Origin of the sequence: Pseudomonas sp. RIT-PI-o, assembly GCF_001297215.1 — a bacterium.
In the GTDB taxonomy this organism is placed as follows: Bacteria; Pseudomonadota; Gammaproteobacteria; order Pseudomonadales; family Pseudomonadaceae; genus Aquipseudomonas; species Aquipseudomonas moraviensis_A.
This window is the reverse complement of record NZ_LHPA01000026.1, coordinates 132,909-148,658: the sequence shown is the minus strand read 5'-3', so window position 1 is coordinate 148,658 and position 15,750 is coordinate 132,909. Positions and strand designations below refer to the sequence as shown.

Sequence of the window (15,750 nt, the reverse complement as noted above, 5' to 3'; positions counted from 1 at the left end):
CGGGTGAGGCTTTACTTGCAGAGAAAAGTTGATCCATGCACGATTTATGCAAATCAGCATTTGTCTTCGCGAAAAACTTCAAGCACTATGCGCGTTATGCAAAAACGCAACGTTTCCTCCGTCTTAAGAGCACTGCTCGACCAGCACGGGATCTCCCCCACGGAGCTCCACCGTCGCACCGGCGTGCCTCAATCCACGCTCTCGCGGATTCTCAGCGGGAAGATTGTCGATCCTTCGGATAAGCACATCTCGAAGATCGCTGAATACTTCAACGTCAGCACCGATCAATTGCGCGGGCGTGCGGACGTTGCATCGACCGCGGGCGGCGCCCGCGAAGACGTGCATGCGGAACTCAAGGACATCATGCTGTGGGACGATGACACCCCCGTCGAGGATGACGAAGTGTCCGTGCCCTTTCTACGCGAGGTTGAATTGGCAGCTGGATCAGGAAGATTCGTCATCGAAGAGAGCGAACGCTCCAGCCTGCGCTTCGGCAAGCGCAGCCTGCGCCACAACGGCGTGCAGTTCGACCAGGCCAAATGCGTAACGGTGCGCGGCAACAGCATGTTACCGGTCCTGCGCGATGGCGCGACTGTCGGCGTCAACGCCGGCAAGTGCGGTATTGGCGACATCATTGATGGCGACCTGTATGCGATCAATCACAACGGCCAGTTGCGCGTGAAGCAACTCTATCGACTGCCCACCGGCATCCGTCTGCGCAGCTTCAATCGCGACGAGCATCCGGACGAGGACTACAGCTTCCAGGAAATCCAGGAAGAGCAGATCGTTATCCTCGGTCACGTCTTCTGGTGGGGCATGTACGCCCGCTAACCCTTTCGATCCAACTGAAACCTGCCGCTCGGCAGGTTTTTTTTCGCCTGCAGAAATCCATTCCGCCCTTGTCCGGCGTGGCTTCCATGCATGCGTGCAAAACAAATGCATAAATAAATGCATTTATGCATTGACTGTATATGCATCCATGCATATTCTTGCCATCAAGCCGCTCGACAAAGCGGCTGGCAAGACAAGCTCTTTAGTTCCACAAGAACAGGCAGCGATGAACCGGCCTCAACGGTTCAGAGGGTTGGCAACTGACCCGGGTGTGCAGCGTAAAGCACCAGAAGCAGTTATCCGGCGGGCAGGGACCGCGGTCGGAAAAACAATATGAACGGACTCGTACCGCGCCAGTAGCGCCGAAAAGTCAACTTCCTTCCAGGACACAGGATTTTGAAGGAAGGCGAAGGAGCGCATTACTGAAAAGCCTGGCGTGCAAGCGCCGGGCTTTTTGGAATGCCTACCCGGGCAGGAACTGAACGCCGGGATGCCGGCACTCAATAAGGATAATGAGCATGAAGAAGTACGCACGTGTCGTTGCTGGCCAAGTCGATAACATTTATGAAACCGCTAACCCGATCACCGATGAGTTTCCGGCGGACCAGGTCTGGGTGGATGTCAGCGCATTGCCCAAGATCGATTATTCCTGGAACGCGGTGAACACCGACGGCGTCTGGACATTTACCGATAGCGACATGTGGGGGCAACCGACCCTGTTGGCTATTCGCATGCGTAACGAACGAGTGACTCGCTTCGATAAAGTCAACTTCACCTTGGCATCGTCAGCGCTGGTACAAAAAGTCGAACTGGGGCTGGCAACACCTGCTGAAGAGGCCGCACTGCTCGCCTACAAGCAGTTCTTCATCGAGATGAGCCAAGTCAACAAACAACCGGGCTATCCACTGAGCGTCATTTGGCCTGAAGTGCCATAAGCGACACGTGGCGCATCCGCAATATTGAAATGCGCAGTGCATTACTGGAAAGCCTGGCCTCGTTGCCGGGCTTTTAAATACCTGCCAGTTGCACGGCGACATTTCTGCCAAAGAGTAAATGAGGAATAACCAATGAGTCTTTATGCACTGGTTGAATACAACCGAGTTGTCCAGTTGAAGGAAAGTGAAGTGATGCCCGAACCACCCGCTTCGCCAACCTCTGTTTGGGTTGATGTAACCGGCAGTACGGATATTCGGGTGGGTTGGAGCGCAACCTTCAATGGGGTCTGGACCTTCTTCGCACCGACCGAAGAAGAGCTACGAAACGAAGCCGAACTGCAGAAGTGGCAATTGCTGAATGGGGCGGCCAACTGGCTATTGATGAACTCGTTGCAGTTCAAAGTCGACGTCGGTGCAGCCACCAGCGACGACAGGGCTCGGCTGTTGGCCCACAAGCAATACTGCATCGCCCTCAGCGACATCGATCAGCAGTCGGGTTATCCGGCGAACATCACGTGGCCAGTCGCACCTTACTGATTCCAGCCCGAGTAATCGATCGGCGGGACCGCATTACTGAAAAGCCTGGCGCAAGGCCGGGCTTTTTGGAATGCCTGCCTGAAGAGACATTATTTGAACTCAATTCCCATCTATCACCCACTGCCCACGGAGGCGTGACATGACAAACGAGCAACAAGCGTTGGCGGACATGCCGATCTGGCTGGTCATTCTGCTCGCCGTGATCGGTGGGGTGTCCGGCGAAATGTGGCGCGCCGACAAAGAGGGCGCACGCGGCTGGTCGCTGGTACGGCGTCTGGCCCTGCGCTCCGGCGCCTGCATGATCTGCGGCGTATCGGCGATCATGCTGCTGTACGCCGCAGGCTTGTCGATCTGGGCCGCTGGCGCGTTTGGCTGCCTGACGGCCATGGCCGGCGCCGATGTCGCCATCGGTCTTTACGAACGCTGGGCGGCCAAGCGCATTGGCGTGTGCGAAGTGCCGTCAGGCAATACCAACAAGGAGTAATACGCAAATTACGACACATCTGAAAGGGAGGTCATTTTATGTTGAGCGATTTTCGTTGCGGCCAATGCAACCGTTTGCTCGCCCGAGTAAACACAGTATTCCAAATTCAAATCAAATGTCCTAGATGCAGGACATTGAACTATGCCAAGGCTGAACGTCTTGGCCCCCCGCCTGTGAGCGAACTGACAGCTTTAGACTGCAAACAATAACTTATCAAGCAATAGGTGAAGCTCTATGGCAACGCTACCTCGTTATCCGTTTACTGAAAATGGCAGTTCGGTTTTGCTGCCGCTACATGAGATGTCCGCCGGACAATATCTGCAATCGCCGGACAAGCGCTTCAAATTGGATGTCCAGGCCGATGGCAACCTGGTGATTTACGATGGTGCCACTCCGGTCTGGGTCGCTACCGCCGGTCAACCGTATACCTCCTCGGGTAAGCAGATTGATAAATCCAAGATTTATTTTTATCTGATGTATTACGCGTTTATGAACGACCCGACTCACGGACGTATGTGGGGCACTGCCAACAGTACGCCACTGAATGAAGACATTTGGGGCGCTTATATTCGCACCTATCTGCAGTTGCAAAATGACGGCAACCTCGTCGTAGTTGACTCGGTGCCCGTGTGGGCGAGTAACTCTGCCATCCCGATCAGTCCGGTGGTGGAATCTGTCTATATTCCAGCCGGTACCACGCTCGAAGTCGACCGACGGTATGTCGTGGGGGGAACCACTCTAGTCTTCCAGTCCGACGGCAACCTGGTGGTTTCGAATGGCCCGCTCGGTGTCCTGTGGGCGAGCTGGACTCAGAATAAAGGTGCAACCCGTGCAGTTATGCAGGAGGACGGCAACTTCGTTATTTATGACGCGAACAATACGCCACTGTGGTTTACCGGCACTGCTGGCAAGCCGGGTGCCATGGCCAAGGTACAGGCTAACGGCAGTTTTTCGATTGTCAGCGAGAAACCGGTGTGGGCCCGATTCGGTTTTACCCCCACCATTTTGCCGAAACGGGTTTACCAGTGGGATAACGGGCCATGGACGCCATTTATCGAGCGTCCAATCTGGACGTTTTAAGTATTTCTGATGCCAGCCCCGAGTAACGTCGGGGCTGCTTTTTTTGATATTTGGTTACCCATTTGCCAAGCGGTATTTATTTTTGAAAACAGCGATCGCTGCCTGACCGACTCGCCACGCCGCGCCCCAAACGCCTGGAGCCCGCACAAAACCCAATGTGGGAGCGGTGGTTTCATCAATTCCCTCCAACTCTGGAACACCCCATGAAGATCACCCCGATCCTCACGCAACTGCGTGGGCAATGCCCCAGCCTTGCCAACCGTATTTCGGTGGGTGTCGATCTGGCGTTGCTGCAGGGCAACCCCGATCTCCCGACACCCTCGGCCCACGTTCTGCCGCTGGCCGATCTGGCCAGTGTTGGCACCACCCAAAACCTCATCACCCAACCAATCCGCGACCGCTTCGAAATCGTCCTGGTGCTTGACGCTACCGACGCGACAAAAGCGCTGGATGGGTTGCACGACCTGCGTGCCGAACTGTGGCGCGCACTGGTCGGTTTCAAACCTGATTCCACTTACAGCGCCATCGTTTACGACGGCGGCGAGATGGTCTCGATCAACACCAGCCGCGTGTTCTATCGCCTGCGTTTTTATGCCGAGTTCCAGCTCGGTCGCAATCTGCCCGGTCAGCCTGCGGAGAGTTGGCACGAGCGCGAACTGGACGCTTTGTCGTCCTTTACCGGGATGACGGTGCGGGTCGACGCGATCGATCCGGCCGACCCCAACCTGCAACGCCCGGGCCCGGATGGCCGGGTGGAAATGACTTTCTCTGGAGACGTAATCCCATGAGCAACCGCATAACTGTTGTGCCGGCCACCGGCCGAGTCGTACCTGACCCGGAGGCGGGCGATCTGCTGCCGACTACAGGCCGTGAAGTGTCGGACAGCGCCTGGTGGCGCCGTCGTCTGGCGGACGGCGACATCACACTCAAAACCGCAAAAGCGGCTAAACCACAGGGAGCCAAATAATGGCGATCGGATTCAGCAACATCCCGGCGGACATTCGTGTGCCGCTGTTCTATGCCGAAATGGACAACTCGGCCGCCAACAGCGCGACGTCGGCCATGCGCCGTTTGATCGTCGCGCAGGTCAACGACAACATTGCCCCGACCGAAGTCGGCAAACTGGTGCTGGTCTCCAGCGTGGCACTGGCGAAAAGCATCGGCGGCCAGGGCTCGATGCTCGCTTCGATGTACGAGACCTTCCGCAAGGCTGACCCGATCGGCGAGATCTGGTGCCTGCCGCTGCACAACACCGAAGGCGCCATCGCCAAAGGTGTACTGACCCTGACCGGAGCTGCGACCCAGGCTGGCATGCTCAACCTTTATGTCGGCGGCGTGCGTGTGCAGGCCACCGTGGTCAATGGCGCCACTGCTGCTCAAGCGGCCACTGCGCTGGCGCAGAAAATCAACGCCACTGCCGACTTGCCGGTGAGCGCTGCCGCTGCCGAAGGTGTCGTCACCCTGACTGCCAAATGGACGGGCGACAGCGGCAACGACATCAGCCTGCAATTCAATCGCCTGGGCAAAAGCAACGGCGAAGAAACCCCGGCTGGCTTGACCAGCGCAATCACCGCCATGACCGGCGGCGCCGGTGTGCCGGATCAGATCGCCGCCGTCGCGGCACTGGGCGATGAGCCGTTCGAGTTCATCGCACTGCCATGGTCCGATCTGGCTACGTTGAATACCTGGCAAGCGGTCATGGATGACAGCACCGGGCGCTGGTCGTGGGCCAAGCAATTGTTCGGTCACGTCTACAGTGCCAAACGCGGCACCGTCGGCACGCTGGTCGCTGCAGGCCAGGCGCGCAACGATCAGCACATGACCATTCAGGCGCTGGAACCGGGCGTACCGCAACCCTTCTGGGTACAAGCGGCGGCACTGGCTGCGCGCACCGCAGTGTTCATCTCCGCCGACGCCAGCCGTCCGACGCAAAGCGGCAGTCTGCCGGGCGTTGACCCGGCGCCGGCAAGCGAGCGTTTCACCCTGACCGAGCGTCAGTCGTTGCTCAACTACGGCATCGCCACTGCTTACTACGAAGGCGGTTATGTGCGCATCCAGCGCTCGATCACCACCTACCAGAAAAACGCCTACGGTCAGGCCGACAACTCCTATCTAGACAGCGAAACCATGCACCAGTCGGCGTTCATCGTGCGCCGTCTGCAAAGCGTGATCACCAGCAAGTACGGTCGGCACAAACTGGCCTCCGACGGCACCCGCTTCGGCGCTGGCCAGCCGATCGTCACGCCAGCGACCATTCGCGGTGAGCTGATCGCGCAGTACGCCAAGCTTGAACTGGAAGGCCACGTGGAAAACGCCGAGCTGTTCGCCGAGCACCTGATCGTCGAACGCGACGTGCAGGACCCGAGCCGCGTGAACGTGCTCTTCCCGCCGGATTACATCAACGGCCTGCGCGTGTTCGCACTGCTCAACCAGTTCCGTCTGCAGTACGACGACGCGGCCTGATTTGCGCAGTCGACGTCAGCATTCAGCCCACCTCGCGTGGGCTTTTTATTTGAAGGGAGAAACACCATGGGTCAACTGATTGCAGGCACCTGCTACGTCAAGGTCGACGGCGCACAATTGACCATCAATGGCGGCTGCGAAGCCCCGCTGATGGCCGTCAAACGTGAAACCGTCGTGCCCGGTTTCTACAAGGAAACCGATATCGCGCCGTCGTTCAAAGTGACCGCGCTGCACACCGCCGACTTCCCGCTGAAGAAGCTGATCGAAGGCACCGATATCACCGTCACCTGCGAATTCAGCAACGGCAAAGTCTACGTACTGGCCGGCGCTTACCTGGTCGAGGAACCGGTCTCCAAAGGCGACGACGCCACCATCGAACTGAAATTCGAGGGCATCAAGGGGACCTGGCAATGAGCGGCGCAGTGAAGCTTCAGGTGGCGATCGAAGCCCACGGCGAGCCCCTGACCGAACTCGTCCTGCGCCGTCCGACGGTGCAGGAAGTGCGAACGATCAAGGCGCTGCCGTACAAGATCGACAAGAGCGAAGAAGTCAGCCTCGACATGGACGTGGCGGCCAAATACATCGCCGTGTGCGCCGGCATCCCGCCGTCGTCGGTCAACCAGCTGGATCTGGCCGACCTCAACGCGCTGAGCTGGGCCGTCGCGAGTTTTTTCATGAGTGCGGCGTCGGCGCCATCACCGACCTGATCGCTGTCGCCTATGACCTGGCCTGGTTCTGGAAGGTTGACCCCGAACAGATGATGGCCAGGCCACTGGATGTGCTCCGCGAATCGCTGGAGCACGCGCAACGGATCAATGCGATGCAGCAGGTGCAGTGATGGCAGACGAAGAGAAGAAAACCCCGAAACCGGTGCTGATCACCGGCATCGATGAACTCTCGCCCAAACTGGGCGCCCTGCGCATGAAGGTTGAGAGTTTTAAAAACAATCTCGAGCAGACCGGCCTCGGCAAACTGGACATCAGTGGTCTGTTCAACGGCGGCAGCGTGATCACGCCGTTTCTAGACGGCATCAAATCGGCCGCAGCGTTCCAGGGCAAATTGAGCGAAGTCAGCGACACGGCGAAAACCGTCGACCTGCCCGCCGCGCCGACAGCAGCGACACAGAACATGAACGTGTTCAGCGCGTCGATGCAAAAGGTTTCGGCGGCGGTGGACGCCGCGCTGGTGCCGGCGGTGGGGGCCTTGGGGGTCGGGCTTGCGCCGATGCTGACGCAGGGTGGCAGCCTGCTCGCCGACAACCCGAAACTGGTCGAAGGCCTGGCGGCGGGGGCGATTGCCTTCTCCGCCATGCAAACCGCGGTCACCGGTATGACGCAGGTGATGGACGTCATGAGCATGGTGCTCAAGACCAACCCGATCATGCTGATCGCCCTGGGCATTGCCGTGGCGGCCGGTTTGATCGTGGCCAACTGGACGCCGATCAGCGCGTTCTTCACCGGGATGTGGGAGGGCGTGAAAAACGCCGGGGCGAGTGCGATGGCGACGTTGCGCTCGGTACTTGACTGGCGACCGCTGGCGGCACTGGCGGCGTTGTGGGAACCAGTCACGGGATTTTTCTCCGGAGTCTGGGACAAGGTGATGGCCGTGACGGCGCCAGTGATCGACTTCTTCAAGTCGGTTTTCTCGTGGTCGCCTGCCGGGGTGATCATTGAAAACTGGGGGCCGCTGACCGGCCTGTTCTCGGCGATCTGGGAATTGCTCAAGGCCTTGAGTGTGCCGGTGATGGCATTTCTCAGAAACCTGTTCGATTTCTCGCCGATGCAGATGCTTACCGATGCGTGGGGTGGTGTTGTCGCGTTCTTCGAACCGATGTTCAGCGGCCTGCGAGAAGTCGCGCTACCGGCTAAAGAATTCCTCGTGTCGCTGTTCGACTTCTCGCCAATGCAGATGATCACCAGCGCCTGGGGAGGCGTTGTTGCGTATTTCCAGGCGATATTGACGACGCTGCAATCGGCTGTGCAAAGCACCCGGGATACTTTGCGGGCACTGTTCGATTTTTTCCCGATGCAAATGCTCACCAGCGCCTGGGGTGGGATTGTCGGGTTCTTCGAACCGATCTGGATGGCGCTGCAAACGTCTGTGCAGCGGGTCAGAGGCTTTTTCACCAGCCTGTTCGAGTGGTCGCCGCTGGAGCAGATTGCTCAGTATTGGCAGCCGATCGGTGAGGTCTTTTCGGCGATCTGGGGCGTCGTGTTGGCGCTTTCCGCGCCGGTCGTGGATTTTCTGCACAGTCTGTTCGAATGGAAACCTCTGGATCAGATCATCGAGAGTTGGGGGCCGATCACTGAGTGGTTCGGCGAGTTGTGGCAAAAGCTGCAAACCGTCATTGCGCCTATCAAGGAGTTGTTCGAGGGTGGCTTCGCCGGACTGATCGCCAAGGTCACCGGCAAGGTCGAAACGCTGACCCAAGCGCAACGCGAGACCAATGCCGAAGGCAAAGGCGAACTGGCACCGGCGTTCTTCGCTGCCAGTCCGGCGCCTGCTGGCAACGGTGCACTGCAAAGCGGTTCGTTGCCGCAAACCTCCAGCGCGCTGATCCAGCAAAGCGCCGCCAATAACCGTACGCAACTCGAAGGCGGTCTGACCGTGCGCTTCGAAAATGCGCCGGCGGGCCTGCGCACCGAACAACCGCAAACCAATCAACCTGGCCTGGCCGTGTCTTCACGCATCGGCTATCGCTCGCTGTCGACAGGAGGTTCCAATGAACTGGCGTGACCGTTTGTTGCCGGCATCCTTTCGGGGTGTCGGTTTCTGGATCGACCAGGCGAAAACCCCGGTCGGTCGCAAAGGGCAGTTGCACGAATACCCGCAGCGCGACTTGCCTTTTTTCGAGGACCTCGGCCAGCAGGCCAAGACCCACGATCTGACCGCGTTCATCATCGGCCCCGATTGCCTGGAGCAGCGCGACAAGCTGCTCAAGGCGCTGGAGCAGGGTCGTGGCGAGCTGGTGCATCCGTGGCTCGGACGCCTGCAAGTCAAGGTCGGCGAATGCGACATGACCCACACTCGCCAGGATGGTGGGCTGGTGACGTTCGCCTTGAAGTTTTATCCCGATCAGCCGCTGCCGTTTCCGACGGCCACGGTCAGCACACAGAAAGTGCTGCTGGCCAAAGCCGACGGTCTGCTGGGTTCGGCGGTGGCGCGTTTCGAACAGGCGATGGCGCTGATCAAGGCTGCGCGGATCGGCATCACCAACCTGCGCAACAGCCTTACCGGCGTCTACGAGGTGATCAAGGAGCAACTGAAACCGTTGATCGAGCAATATCGGCAGATCACCGAACTGGTCAAAGCCGTGAAGGAGCTGCCCAGGGAAGTGGCGGCAGAATTCAAGGGTTTGCTCGGCGATATCAAGGAGCTGAAAGCGTTTGCCAAGGAAGGCTACCGTGGCGTGATTGCCGACGTGTCGCAGCAACTCGAAGCGATTCGCAAGGCCGATGCGCCGAAGATCACCACCGGCAAGGACACCAATGCCGCAGCGCAAGCGATGGCCGATCTGGTGCAAGACACGATGCTGGTCAAAGTCGCGCAGTGGGTGGCCTCGATGCCAGTGGCGACCACGCCGGTAAAACTGGCGTCGGCACCGTCGGTGGCTCAACAGTCGACATCACCGGTCAGCCGTCAGGAAGTGCCTGTCAGCGATGATATGCAAGCCCTGCGCACGGCGGTGACTGCCGCCATTGATCCGATGCTGGCGAAAGCCGGGCCTGCGCACTTCCAGGCCATCAATGATGTAAAGGAGGCGCTGGTGGCTCATCTCAAAGCGGTGGCGTCCTCCGGCGTGCGGCAAGTCAGCAAGTCGTTTCAGGAAAGCTTTCCGGCAGTGGTCGTGGCCTACAAGCAGTTCGGCGACGCCACGCGAGTCGACGAAGTGACTCAGCGCAACGGGATCACCCATCCCGGTTTCTCGCCCAATGACGTGAAAGTCTCGCGGGAGTGACGCCATGAACGAGATGGACAATCACGTCACGCTGACGGTCAACGACATGGAATACGGCGGCTGGAAAAGCGTCGAAATCACTGCTGATCTTGAGCGTCAGTTCCGCACCTTCAAGCTCGACATCACCTGGCAATGGCCGGGGCAGACCGTGGATCAAAGAATCAAACCGGGCGACCCCTGCGAAGTAAAAATCGGCAAGGACCTGGTGCTCACCGGCTACGTGTTCAAGGCGCCGATCCGCTATGACGGACGGCAGATCAGCCTGACCATTGAAGGCAGTTCGAAAACCCAGGATCTGGTCGATTGCGCCGCCCGCAACCTGCCCAGCCAATGGCAGCAACAACCGTTGCTGAGCATCGTCCGCGATCTGGCGAGCGAATATGGGCTGTGGGTCGTCAATGAAATCAGCGAAACCACTCGCCTGACCAAACACACCATCGTGCCGGGTGAAACGGTGTTTCAGTCGATCGACCGGCTGCTCTCGCTGCTGCGGGTGTTTTCCACCGACAACGAACTGGGCCAGTTGGTGTTGGCCAAACCCGGCAGCGGCGGACGCGCCAGCGATGCGCTGGAGTTGGGCAAGAACATCCTCTCGGCCAATGCGCCGATGGATTTCAGCCAGGTGTTTTCCGAGTACCGGGTGATCGGCCAGCAAAAAGGCTCGGATGCGAAAAGCGGCGCGGCGGTCAGCGAAGTCGAATCGACGGCGGCGGACCTGAGTTTCAAACGTCGGCGCACCACGGTGATCAATGAAGGCACGCAACTGACCTTTGAGTTGGCGCAGCAGCGTGCCCAATGGGAAAGCGCCACCCGCATGGGCCGTGCGCAGACCACCACCTATCAGGTCCAGGGCTGGCGGCAGAGCAACGGCGATTTGTGGCGCCACAACACGCTGGTGAAGGTCAAGGACCCGGTGCTCGATTTCGATGGTGACATGCTGATCTCCAAGGTCACCTATTCGTTGTCGGCGCAGGGCTCGGTGACCACGTTGCAAGTGGCACCGCCGCATACCTTCGATCCTGATCCGAATCCCCCGAAGCAAACCTGAGCCTTGCACCGCCCCCTGTAGGAGTGAGCCTGCTCGCGATAGCGGTTCAACAGACACAGAAGTGTCGACTGTCATGCCGCCATCGCGAGCAGGCTCACTCCTACAGTTGATTGCGTTGTGCCCACCTTTTTGAGAAAAAACCATGAGCCTACTGACACGCCTGCTGGCGCGCGGCACTGTCGTGCTCGCCAATTCGGCTTCGAAACTGCAATCGCTGCAAATGCGCCTCACCGCCGGTGAAGTCAACGACGACCTCGAACACTTCGAGCCCTCCGGTTTTACCAGCCATCCGCTGGCTGGGGCCGAAGGGATCGCCCCCTTCATCGGCGGTGCCCGTCCCCACGCCATCGCCCTGGTCATTGCCGACCGCCGCTATCGCTTGCAAGCACTCGCCGCCGGCGAAGTGGCGATCTACACCGACGAGGGCGACAGGATTCATTTCAAGCGCGGGCGGATCATCGATATCGAAACCGCCACGCTAAACATCCGCGCCAGCAGCGCGGTGAATTTCGATACGCCGGTGATCAATCAGACCGGCAAGATTGTTTCCACGGGTGATCAACTGGCCGGCGGCATCAGCCAGATCAAGCACGTCCATGTTGGCGTGCAGGCTGGTAATGGACAGACCGGCGCACCGGCAGGAGGCCAATGATGCTTATCAGCCAGACCCTCCACGCCGCACTGACCCGCGCCGTGCTCATCAGCCTGTTCACCTGGCGTCGCGCCGCCGATGACGACGCCCTTGATGACGATGAACGCTTCGGCTGGTGGGGCGACAGTTTTCCTACGGTTGCAGACGATCGCATCGGCTCGCGGCTGTGGCTGTTACGCCGGGTCAAGCTGACCCGGCAGACGCAAATGGACGCCGAGTTCTATGCCCGCGAAGCCCCGCAGTGGCTGCTCGACGACGGCCACTGCAGCGCCATCGACATCATCAGCGAACGCCTCGATGCCCAGCGCCTGAACCTGCGCACGGTCCTGACGCTGGCCGACGGCGAACGTCTGGACATCAACCCCGATAACAGTTGGCAGGTGATCTATGCCGTTTGAAACCCCTTCGCTGCCGGTGCTGATCAAGCGCACCCAAAGCGACCTGGCCGGCGATTCGCTGCGCCAGTCCGATGCGCAAGTGCTGGCCCGTACCCTCGGCGGCGCCGCTTATGGCCTGTACGGTTATCTCGACTGGATTGCCGAACAGATCCTGCCCGACAAGGCCGACGAGTCGACCCTTGAGCGTATCGCTGCACTGCGCCTGAACCAGCCGCGCAAAGCCGCGCAAGCGGCTACCGGCAGCGTCAGTTTTACCGCCACACCCGGCGCTGTGCTGGATGTCGACACGCTGCTGCAAGCGAACGATGGCCGCACCTACAAAGTCACCGCCGCGCGCACCACGGTCAATGGCAGCAACAGCACCACGATTGCGGCGCTGGAGGCCGGCAGTCTGGGCAACGCTGATGCGGGTCTGACGCTGACCCCGGTGCAGCCGATTGCCGGCATCGTCGGCAACAGCTTCGTGGTGCTGGCGCCGGGCCTCAGCGGCGGCGTGGCCCGCGAAAGCCTGGAATCGCTGCGCTCGCGGGTCATTCGATCCTATCGGGTAATTCCCCACGGTGGCGCGGCCAGCGACTACGAAACCTGGGCACTGGAAGTACCGGGTGTGACGCGGGCGTGGTGTCGTGGTGGTTTGCTCGGACCGGGCACGGTGACCGTGTTCATCATGCGCGACGACGACCCGCAACCGGTGCCCAACGATGAGCAACTGGCAGAGGTTCAGGATTACCTCGAACCGCTGCGCCCGGTAACCGCCGAAGTACATGTGCAGCGACCGGTGCAAGTGCCGGTGGTGTATCGCTTCAAGCGCGTCGAGCCGGACACCACCGCGGTACGCGCCGCCGTCGAAGCGCAACTGCGTGACCTGCATAACCGCGAGGCCGATCTGGGTGTGCCGCTGCTGATCAGCCATATCCGCGAAGCGATCAGCAGCGCTGGCGGCGAGTACGACCACAGCCTCAGCGCACCGGCAGCCGACGTGCCGGCCGGGCAGAGCGAACTGCTCACCTTCGGAGGCTGCGTATGGGGGGCATAAGAACCGCCGCGCAATATCAGGCGCAACTGCGCGCCTTGCTGCCCAGCGGCCCGGCATGGGATCCGGAACGGGTGCCGGAACTCGAAGAAGTGTTGCAAGGCGTGGCCGTCGAACTGGCCCGCCTCGACGCCCGCGCCGCCGATCTGCTTAACGAAATGGACCCGGCCGGCGTCAGCGAACTGGTGCCCGACTGGGAACGCGTCATGCAGTTGCCCGACCCGTGCCTGGGCACCACGCCGCTATTCGACGACCGCCGCCTCGCCGTACGCCGCCGCCTGCTCGCAGTCGGCAGCCAGGCTGTCGGCTACTACCTCGACATCGCCAAAAGCCAAGGCTACCCCAACGCCAGCATCACCGAACACGAAGCACCACGCATGGGCCGTGCACGTTTCGGCTCGGCGCATTGGGGCACCTGGGAAGCGCAGTTCATGTGGACGCTCAACACCGGCGGCCGCCTGCTGCTCGGTCGGCGTTATGGCGCTAGCTATTGGGGGGAGCGCTTCGGCGTCAACCCCGGCTCGGCGCTGGAATGCCTGATCCACCGCAGCGCGCCGGCGCATACCAAGGTGCATATCAATTATGACTAGGGAGAAATAGCAGATGGACTATCCGATCAGTGTGCCCAGTGCCGGGCTGGTGAATGGCAGGTTTGTCGACGAGAACCCCATAACAGGGACGCCGGGGTCGTTGATTCCAGCGGACTGGGGCAACGGGGTTACCCAGGAAATTATCAATGTGATCAAGGCGGCAGACCTGACGCCGGACGAGAAGAAATACGATCAGTTGTTGCAGGCGATTCGCAGCGTTTCGGCCAAGGGCTGGAATCTGGATTCGGCGTTGCCGATCGGTTCCTTGCCATTGCCGACCGTCGCGAATGCAGAGGGCCGACTGGCCGTCACTGCCAATGCGTCGGCGACCAGCGGAGGCAAGGTTTCGGTGCCGCCGGGTATACCGGTGAGCATCGCTCAAGAGGTCGTGCCTGGCCAGTTGGGCAGGTCGCGCACGTTTACCACGTCGAACTGGACCAGCGCCGAATTGTTGCCTAATACGGGTTATTTTCTGCGTGCTCAAGTAGTCGGCGACGCACTGATTTTTTATGTACAGCGCGGCGCGCCGACTGACGCAGCCCCGGCGTCCCTGAAAGGCATGGCGGATGGCGTGGGCGGTGGCGGATTTTGCTCGACCAGCCTGGACATGTGCGTTGCCTGGATTCTCACCGGAGCGGTGGGAACTGTCCCTCTGGTACTCGCAATCTATAACCGGGCCCGGCTCACCTGGAGCCAGACCGTTAGTGGGACCGGTGTGATTTATCTGCCACTGGACCCGCATGCGCGTTCGGCCCGGTTGATTTTCAGCAATGCGACGCCTTCAGCCAGCCTGCTGACCAGCGTAGGGTTCTCGGAGGCCAATTGGTTGGGCTCCAGTTACACGTTTACGAGCCCTGGCGTGCAGATCATCGGTGGCAACCCATCAGGATGGACAGCCAAAAATCCAATCGTGATCTGTTCCAATAATGCGGTCGGAGACGTGTCCGTATCGACCTTGACCGCCGGGTTCGATCACACGCAGCTTCGCTCGTTGTGGCAGACATTTCAGTCTCAACATGGTCTCGGCTCGATGGATGCTTCGAAGGACGAAGCGCTGCATGGCATCGGCATCAAAACTCACCCTGTTGCCGATTACGCCTCCGGTATCGCAGTGAATTTCAGTAACGCCGTCAATATTCATTTTTTGTGGGAGTTGATCCGATGAAGGTGATTCAGGAGCTTCATCAATTTGGCGACGAACTGCGCCCGCCGCAGCCTTCGCTTGCACACGAGTGGGATGGACAGCAATGGCTGGCAGACGCATCAAAACTGGCGACGCTGGAACATTTGGAAGCCGAGCACCTGTGCGCGAAAGTCGATGCCGCCGCTGACAACGCTCGCAGCGCACTGGCAGGCGACCCGCTCAAAGCCATGGAGTACGCACAGGCAGCCGCAGACGCTCAGGCTTTTCGGGACGCCGGTTACCCGAAAAAAGAAGTCCCTCTCGCAGTTGCCGCGTGGGTCGTCAAAGGTCGCACGGCCAAACAGGCGGCGGAGCAGATTCTCGCCAAGGCCGAACAGCTGACTGACCACTTGCTCACCCTACGCACTCTGCGCCTGAAGGCCAAGGCGCAGATCCGCGCACAGGCGGGCAAGGGCAAGATCGATCTGGCGCGCGGCGCGGCCGATGAAGCCTTGATTGCCATTGGCGAACTTGCCAGCTAACCGATCTTTCGTCCTGCCTCACCCAAGCCCACTTCGATGTGGGCTTTTTATTTTCCGAACCAGACCTGTGTCTGCC

Annotated in this window: 20 protein-coding genes; all 20 read left to right on the top strand. The window is 59.9% G+C overall.

Annotated features, from left to right (window positions below):
• Positions 1-96 precede the first annotated feature (96 nt).
• Positions 97-831 (top strand): LexA family transcriptional regulator, encoded by a 735-nt coding sequence (locus AEQ63_RS17615; protein WP_042607001.1) that lies wholly within the window; start codon positions 97-99, stop codon positions 829-831.
• A gap of 518 nt (positions 832-1,349) precedes the next feature.
• Positions 1,350-1,766 (top strand): hypothetical protein, encoded by a 417-nt coding sequence (locus tag AEQ63_RS17610; RefSeq protein ID WP_042607003.1) that lies wholly within the window; start codon positions 1,350-1,352, stop codon positions 1,764-1,766.
• Positions 1,767-1,898: 132 nt separating this feature from the next.
• Positions 1,899-2,303 carry a tail fiber assembly protein gene (locus tag AEQ63_RS17605; protein WP_064364243.1) on the top strand — a complete coding sequence of 135 codons (405 nt, stop codon included), beginning with the start codon at positions 1,899-1,901 and terminating at the stop codon, positions 2,301-2,303.
• A gap of 139 nt (positions 2,304-2,442) precedes the next feature.
• Positions 2,443-2,787: a phage holin family protein gene (locus AEQ63_RS17600; RefSeq protein ID WP_064364242.1), complete on the top strand. Its 345-nt coding sequence runs from the start codon at positions 2,443-2,445 to the stop codon at positions 2,785-2,787.
• A 38-nt stretch (positions 2,788-2,825) separates the two neighbouring features.
• Positions 2,826-2,996, top strand: a complete 171-nt coding sequence (locus tag AEQ63_RS27330; RefSeq protein ID WP_082367881.1) for a Com family DNA-binding transcriptional regulator — start codon at positions 2,826-2,828, stop codon at positions 2,994-2,996.
• Positions 2,997-3,021: 25 nt separating this feature from the next.
• The gene (locus AEQ63_RS17595; protein WP_065615275.1) at positions 3,022-3,867 is read left to right on the top strand and encodes a putidacin L1 family lectin-like bacteriocin; all 846 of its coding nucleotides are present in this window, start codon (positions 3,022-3,024) and stop codon (positions 3,865-3,867) included.
• A 203-nt stretch (positions 3,868-4,070) separates the two neighbouring features.
• Entirely contained in the window at positions 4,071-4,655 is a 585-nt protein-coding gene (locus tag AEQ63_RS17590) for a phage tail terminator protein (RefSeq protein WP_064364240.1), read from the top strand.
• Complete coding sequence (locus AEQ63_RS17585) at positions 4,652-4,834, top strand: DUF2635 domain-containing protein (RefSeq protein WP_064364239.1); 183 nt, start codon at positions 4,652-4,654, stop codon at positions 4,832-4,834. Before AEQ63_RS17590 ends, AEQ63_RS17585 begins: the two co-directional genes overlap by 4 nt.
• Positions 4,834-6,330 (top strand): phage tail sheath subtilisin-like domain-containing protein, encoded by a 1,497-nt coding sequence (locus AEQ63_RS17580; RefSeq protein WP_064364238.1) that lies wholly within the window; start codon positions 4,834-4,836, stop codon positions 6,328-6,330. The genes AEQ63_RS17585 and AEQ63_RS17580 overlap by 1 nt, the downstream gene beginning before the upstream one ends.
• Before the next feature lie 66 nt (positions 6,331-6,396).
• Positions 6,397-6,744, top strand: coding sequence for a phage tail tube protein (locus AEQ63_RS17575; protein ID WP_007908779.1), 348 nt, complete (start codon positions 6,397-6,399; stop codon positions 6,742-6,744).
• Complete coding sequence (locus AEQ63_RS17570; RefSeq protein WP_064364237.1) at positions 6,741-7,037, top strand: phage tail assembly protein; 297 nt, start codon at positions 6,741-6,743, stop codon at positions 7,035-7,037. Before AEQ63_RS17575 ends, AEQ63_RS17570 begins: the two co-directional genes overlap by 4 nt.
• 130 nt (positions 7,038-7,167) lie before the next feature.
• Positions 7,168-9,066 (top strand): hypothetical protein, encoded by a 1,899-nt coding sequence (locus tag AEQ63_RS17565; RefSeq protein ID WP_064364236.1) that lies wholly within the window; start codon positions 7,168-7,170, stop codon positions 9,064-9,066.
• Positions 9,053-10,288: a DNA circularization protein gene (locus tag AEQ63_RS17560; RefSeq protein ID WP_064364235.1), complete on the top strand. Its 1,236-nt coding sequence runs from the start codon at positions 9,053-9,055 to the stop codon at positions 10,286-10,288. The genes AEQ63_RS17565 and AEQ63_RS17560 overlap by 14 nt, the downstream gene beginning before the upstream one ends.
• Positions 10,289-10,292: 4 nt before the next feature.
• Positions 10,293-11,336: a phage baseplate assembly protein gene (locus tag AEQ63_RS17555; RefSeq protein WP_064364234.1), complete on the top strand. Its 1,044-nt coding sequence runs from the start codon at positions 10,293-10,295 to the stop codon at positions 11,334-11,336.
• Positions 11,337-11,478: 142 nt separating this feature from the next.
• Positions 11,479-11,988 carry a phage baseplate assembly protein V gene (locus AEQ63_RS17550; protein WP_064364233.1) on the top strand — a complete coding sequence of 170 codons (510 nt, stop codon included), beginning with the start codon at positions 11,479-11,481 and terminating at the stop codon, positions 11,986-11,988.
• On the top strand, positions 11,988-12,386 hold the full coding sequence (locus tag AEQ63_RS17545; protein WP_064364232.1) for a phage GP46 family protein: 399 nt from the start codon (positions 11,988-11,990) through the stop codon (positions 12,384-12,386). The genes AEQ63_RS17550 and AEQ63_RS17545 overlap by 1 nt, the downstream gene beginning before the upstream one ends.
• Positions 12,376-13,422, top strand: a complete 1,047-nt coding sequence (locus tag AEQ63_RS17540; RefSeq protein WP_064364231.1) for a baseplate J/gp47 family protein — start codon at positions 12,376-12,378, stop codon at positions 13,420-13,422. Before AEQ63_RS17545 ends, AEQ63_RS17540 begins: the two co-directional genes overlap by 11 nt.
• Entirely contained in the window at positions 13,410-14,009 is a 600-nt protein-coding gene (locus tag AEQ63_RS17535) for a YmfQ family protein (RefSeq protein WP_042607028.1), read from the top strand. The genes AEQ63_RS17540 and AEQ63_RS17535 overlap by 13 nt, the downstream gene beginning before the upstream one ends.
• A 13-nt stretch (positions 14,010-14,022) precedes the next feature.
• Positions 14,023-15,174 (top strand): hypothetical protein, encoded by a 1,152-nt coding sequence (locus AEQ63_RS17530; protein WP_064364230.1) that lies wholly within the window; start codon positions 14,023-14,025, stop codon positions 15,172-15,174.
• Positions 15,171-15,674, top strand: a complete 504-nt coding sequence (locus tag AEQ63_RS17525; protein WP_042607030.1) for a hypothetical protein — start codon at positions 15,171-15,173, stop codon at positions 15,672-15,674. The genes AEQ63_RS17530 and AEQ63_RS17525 overlap by 4 nt, the downstream gene beginning before the upstream one ends.
• Positions 15,675-15,750: the final 76 nt, after the last annotated feature.

What these genes read in the sequence shown, in the direction of transcription:
- AEQ63_RS17560 (WP_064364235.1), top strand. Translation starts at nt 9,053, where the DNA reads ATGAACTGGCGTGACCGTTTGTTGCCGGCATCCTTTCGGGGTGTCGGT.
- AEQ63_RS17545 (WP_064364232.1), top strand. Translation starts at nt 11,988, where the DNA reads ATGCTTATCAGCCAGACCCTCCACGCCGCACTGACCCGCGCCGTGCTC.
- AEQ63_RS17600 (WP_064364242.1), top strand. Translation starts at nt 2,443, where the DNA reads ATGACAAACGAGCAACAAGCGTTGGCGGACATGCCGATCTGGCTGGTC.
- AEQ63_RS17595 (WP_065615275.1), top strand. Translation starts at nt 3,022, where the DNA reads ATGGCAACGCTACCTCGTTATCCGTTTACTGAAAATGGCAGTTCGGTT.
- AEQ63_RS17570 (WP_064364237.1), top strand. Translation starts at nt 6,741, where the DNA reads ATGAGCGGCGCAGTGAAGCTTCAGGTGGCGATCGAAGCCCACGGCGAG.
- AEQ63_RS17525 (WP_042607030.1), top strand. Translation starts at nt 15,171, where the DNA reads ATGAAGGTGATTCAGGAGCTTCATCAATTTGGCGACGAACTGCGCCCG.
- AEQ63_RS27330 (WP_082367881.1), top strand. Translation starts at nt 2,826, where the DNA reads ATGTTGAGCGATTTTCGTTGCGGCCAATGCAACCGTTTGCTCGCCCGA.
- AEQ63_RS17530 (WP_064364230.1), top strand. Translation starts at nt 14,023, where the DNA reads ATGGACTATCCGATCAGTGTGCCCAGTGCCGGGCTGGTGAATGGCAGG.
- AEQ63_RS17615 (WP_042607001.1), top strand. Translation starts at nt 97, where the DNA reads ATGCAAAAACGCAACGTTTCCTCCGTCTTAAGAGCACTGCTCGACCAG.
- AEQ63_RS17575 (WP_007908779.1), top strand. Translation starts at nt 6,397, where the DNA reads ATGGGTCAACTGATTGCAGGCACCTGCTACGTCAAGGTCGACGGCGCA.
- AEQ63_RS17590 (WP_064364240.1), top strand. Translation starts at nt 4,071, where the DNA reads ATGAAGATCACCCCGATCCTCACGCAACTGCGTGGGCAATGCCCCAGC.
- AEQ63_RS17535 (WP_042607028.1), top strand. Translation starts at nt 13,410, where the DNA reads ATGGGGGGCATAAGAACCGCCGCGCAATATCAGGCGCAACTGCGCGCC.
- AEQ63_RS17555 (WP_064364234.1), top strand. Translation starts at nt 10,293, where the DNA reads ATGAACGAGATGGACAATCACGTCACGCTGACGGTCAACGACATGGAA.
- AEQ63_RS17565 (WP_064364236.1), top strand. Translation starts at nt 7,168, where the DNA reads ATGGCAGACGAAGAGAAGAAAACCCCGAAACCGGTGCTGATCACCGGC.
- AEQ63_RS17550 (WP_064364233.1), top strand. Translation starts at nt 11,479, where the DNA reads ATGAGCCTACTGACACGCCTGCTGGCGCGCGGCACTGTCGTGCTCGCC.
- AEQ63_RS17540 (WP_064364231.1), top strand. Translation starts at nt 12,376, where the DNA reads ATGCCGTTTGAAACCCCTTCGCTGCCGGTGCTGATCAAGCGCACCCAA.
- AEQ63_RS17580 (WP_064364238.1), top strand. Translation starts at nt 4,834, where the DNA reads ATGGCGATCGGATTCAGCAACATCCCGGCGGACATTCGTGTGCCGCTG.
- AEQ63_RS17610 (WP_042607003.1), top strand. Translation starts at nt 1,350, where the DNA reads ATGAAGAAGTACGCACGTGTCGTTGCTGGCCAAGTCGATAACATTTAT.
- AEQ63_RS17605 (WP_064364243.1), top strand. Translation starts at nt 1,899, where the DNA reads ATGAGTCTTTATGCACTGGTTGAATACAACCGAGTTGTCCAGTTGAAG.
- AEQ63_RS17585 (WP_064364239.1), top strand. Translation starts at nt 4,652, where the DNA reads ATGAGCAACCGCATAACTGTTGTGCCGGCCACCGGCCGAGTCGTACCT.